At 71.7% G+C, this 3473-nt stretch carries 5 protein-coding genes and 2 pseudogenes; 4 read left to right on the forward strand and 3 right to left on the reverse strand.

Features of this window, described 5'->3' with window-relative positions; all coding sequences use genetic code 11:
* Window positions 1-214 (reverse strand): annotated as a pseudogene (locus tag HW578_RS28040) (Tim44/TimA family putative adaptor protein); the annotation flags it as partial.
* Window positions 215-352: 138 nt separating this feature from the next.
* Here HW578_RS28040 and HW578_RS24525 point away from each other — a divergent pair.
* From HW578_RS24525 to HW578_RS24535, 3 genes are all read left to right on the forward strand, one after another.
* Window positions 353-910, forward strand: a complete 558-nt coding sequence (locus HW578_RS24525) for a histidine phosphatase family protein (protein WP_198373326.1) — start codon at window positions 353-355, stop codon at window positions 908-910.
* A gap of 256 nt (window positions 911-1166) precedes the next feature.
* Complete coding sequence (locus HW578_RS24530; RefSeq protein WP_198373327.1) at window positions 1167-1502, forward strand: hypothetical protein; 336 nt, start codon at window positions 1167-1169, stop codon at window positions 1500-1502.
* A gap of 17 nt (window positions 1503-1519) precedes the next feature.
* Window positions 1520-1699: a hypothetical protein gene (locus tag HW578_RS24535; RefSeq protein ID WP_198373328.1), complete on the forward strand. Its 180-nt coding sequence runs from the start codon at window positions 1520-1522 to the stop codon at window positions 1697-1699.
* A 58-nt stretch (window positions 1700-1757) separates the two neighbouring features.
* On the opposite strand, the gene HW578_RS24540 is transcribed toward HW578_RS24535, so the two are convergent.
* Window positions 1758-2144, reverse strand: a complete 387-nt coding sequence (locus tag HW578_RS24540; RefSeq protein WP_198373329.1) for a carboxymuconolactone decarboxylase family protein — start codon at window positions 2142-2144, stop codon at window positions 1758-1760.
* Between the two features lie 72 nt (window positions 2145-2216).
* A complete protein-coding gene (locus HW578_RS24545) occupies window positions 2217-2933 on the reverse strand; it encodes a response regulator transcription factor (protein WP_198373330.1) in 717 nt (238 codons plus the stop codon).
* 255 nt (window positions 2934-3188) lie between these two features.
* Here HW578_RS24545 and HW578_RS24550 point away from each other — a divergent pair.
* Window positions 3189-3473 (forward strand): annotated as a pseudogene (locus HW578_RS24550) (hypothetical protein); the annotation flags it as partial.

Raw genomic sequence — 3473 nt, forward strand, 5'->3', positions numbered from 1 at the left:
TGCGCGGGTCGGGCAAGCCACGCCGCACGGCGGCCGCAGGGGGCATGGGAAGCACCTCGGCCTCGCGCCCCGCCGCGGGGGCGGGCACGCCGGGCGCGGCTTCGGGCGGGCGCTCGAAGCCCGTCCGGCGCCCCAGGACGCTGCGCAGGCGCAGCACCAGGAAGGCCGCGACCATGGCAAACAGGATCAGATCGATCGGCAGGCCGCCTGTCATGGGGAACTCCTCAGACCACAACACTTAGGGTGGCGATGCCCCGGCCGCAACATCGCGGCCGCGCGGCAGGCGCCGAGGTTGCGGCCCGGCGCGGCGCCCGCTACCCCCGGCACCGGGCTTTCCCGGGACGCACGCCGCATGATCCTGCTTCGCCACGGACAGAGCGAGTTCAACCTTCTGTTCACCCAGACCCGGAAGGACCCGGGGATCGTCGACCCCGTGCTGACGCCGCTCGGCCACGAGCAGGCGGCGCAGGCGGCCCAGGCGCTGGCGACCGAGGACATCCGCCGCATCCTGGTCTCCCCCTATCGCCGGGCGATCCAGACCGCGATGCCGGTAGCCCGGCGGCTGGGGCTGCGGCTGAGCGTGACCCCGCTGGTGCGCGAGCGCTACGCCTTCACCTGCGACATCGGCAGCCCCGCGACCGAACTGCGCATGGCCTTCCCCGATGTGGACCTGGCGCATCTCGACGAGGTCTGGTGGCCCCTCCAGGAGGAACCGGCCGACCAGGTGGAGGCCCGCGCCGCGCTGTTCCGCGCGGAGATGGCGGCGCTCGACGACTGGGCGCATACGCTGGTCGTGACGCATTGGGGCTTCGTCATGGCGCTGACCGGGCTCAGCGTGACCAACGGGCAGATCCTGCGGGTGGACCCGACGGCGCCGGGGCCCGAGCAGGTGCCCTGGAAGCATCATTGACCTGACCGCCCGGGCCGCGGGCGCACGCCTTCGCGGCCCGTCCTGCCCCGGCCGGCGCCGCGCCGCAGATTTTCCAGGAAATATCACGGATTCGTGACGATTCCGCTTGCCTCCGGCATCCCGCCGGGCGCCGAGTCCTGCCGTTCGACCGCGGGCTTCGGACCCATCGGCATGACCTTGCTGGAATCGTGCTGCCGCCTGCCTTGCCCGCCTGCCGGAATGTCTCGGGCGCCACCCATGGCGCAGGAGGAACCCCATGGCATCGACCTATGTCCGGCGCTTCAACTTGAAGCCCTCTCTGTCCGATGCGGAAGTCGCGGCGTTCTGGACCTTCCTGCTCAAGGACTTCGTCCCGGCCTGCAAGGCGGTTCCGGGCGTGACCTCGATGCGGCTCTATTCCGGCGCCGGCGCGCTGCGCGCCGACATCCGCCTGGTCGCCGACCTGGACCATGCCGGCATCTACGAGACGCTGCTGCGCGCCCCTGGGATGAACCGGCACCTGGCCACCTTCTACGGCGCGATGGACCTCGCGGCATCGTCGCAGATGTTCATCCGGGAGGTGACGCCGGACCTCCTCAAGGCCTTGTCCTGAGTGGTGGAGATGTTGCCATGTCATATGCATTCGGACCGACGATCGAGACGGCAGCCCTGGCCATCCTTGCGAATCCCTCGGCCCTGGTGTGGGCGGCGGGGTGGCTGGCGGCGGGGCTCGGGCTTTGGCTGCGCGCGGTGATGCCGCCCGACGACGACGTGGACCTCGCCATCGCCCTCGCCGGCTGCGCCCTGTAGCCGTCGCGGACCCCGGGGCGGCGCCGCGACGGGTCCGCGGCGCCGCAGCCGGTCGCGGCTATCCGAAGGCGGGGTCCACCGGCACGCGCAGCGCTTCCGCCAGCCGGTTCGTCTCCGCCGCCATGCCCAGCACCGCGAGCACTTCGCCATGCATCGCGTCCGTCATGCCCTTCGCCCGCGCCGCCGCGGTGTGGGAAGCCACGCAATAGGTGCAGCCCGCCGCCGCCGAGGCCGCGAGGTACAGCATCTCCTTGACCAGCGGGTCGAGCGCGCCGGGCGCCATCACCTGCTTCAGGCTCTCCCAGGTGCGCGCCAGCGTCGGTGGATGCACCGCCAGCGCCTCCCAGAAGTTGTTGACGTCGGCCACGCCGCGCACCGCCTTGATGTCGTCGTAGACGGCGCGCACCTCGGCGCTGGCCTCGGCGGCCTCGATCAGGCGGGTCATGCAGGCGATGCTCCGCGCGCGGGGATCACTGCCACCGCCGCCCCCGCGCGCCGCGGGGCGGCGGGGCCCGGTTCAGCCCGCGCCGGCATCCTCCAGCTGCTCGAGCCGATAGCCGCCGGCCTCGGTCACCAGGAGGCGCGTCTCGGCAGGGTTGGGCTCGATCTTCTGGCGCAGGCGGTAGATGTGCGTCTCGAGCGTGTGGGTGGTGACGTTGCTGTTGTAGCCCCACACGTCGTTCAGCAGCACCGTGCGCGGCACCGGCCGTCCGCCGGCGCGATAGAGGAACTTCAGGATCGCGGCTTCCTTCTCGGTCAGCCGGATCCGCTTGCCGCGCGCCTGGTCGTGCAGCTGCTTGGCGGAAGGCCGGAACAGGTACGGCCCCACCTTGAACACCGCATCCTCGCTGCTGTCGTAGCCGCGCAGCTGGGCGCGGATGCGCGCCAGCAGCTCGTTCAGCCGGAAGGGCTTGACGATGAAGTCGTTGGCCCCGGCATCGAGGCCGCTGACCACGTCCGCCTCGCTGTCCGCGCCGGTCAGCATGACCACCGGCATGCGGTAGCCGTCGCGCCGCAGGCGCGCGCAATAGTCCCGCCCATCGCCGTCCGGCAGCCGGATATCCAGCAGGATGAGGTCGAAGCGCGCGCCATCCGCGCTGACCCGCGCCTCGGCCTCGGCAAGGCTGGCGGCCTCGACCGGCGCGAACTCGCCATCAAGGGACAACTGTTCGGCGAGTGTGGCCGAAAGCCCCGTGTCGTCATCCACGATCAGCACAGGGCGCGGACCAGGCATGCGACAATTTCCCCATCCAAGAAGGCCATCACGGAACCGCGACGGCACGAGCCCCGCGCATAGGTATGGCCGCTCGATCCCGCTTGTGCCAGCCTCTCGGCGCCGTCCCCGGCGAGTTCTCGCATCTGTGATTGACGATTCACGCATCTGGACGCGGGGCTGATGCGTACCACATCCGGCAGGCCCGCGGGCGCCGCGGGCGCCATCCGTGCCGCCATGCGCAAGCCACAATCCGGGTGCGCCATGGACCGAAGAATGGAACGCCAGACCATGACGCCACCAGGCAACCTCGCTGCCGAAGCGAACGAAGCCGCCCCGAGCCTCGATCCCGGCGTGCAGGCACTGCGTTCGGTTCACCGTGCGGTTGCGGAGCTGCGCCGCGGAACGCCGGTGCTGCTGCGCGGCCCCGACACCTGCCTGGTGGTCGCCGCGGCCGAGACGGTCGGCGCGCGCGGCCTGGCGGAACTCGCCGGCGCCGCCCTCGCCCCCGCGCTGCTTCTGCTGGCCCCGGTGCGCGCCGCCGCCGTGCTGCAGCGCCCC

The organism is Roseomonas rosulenta (assembly GCF_016106005.1).
Lineage (GTDB): Bacteria > Pseudomonadota > Alphaproteobacteria > Acetobacterales > Acetobacteraceae > Neoroseomonas > Neoroseomonas rosulenta.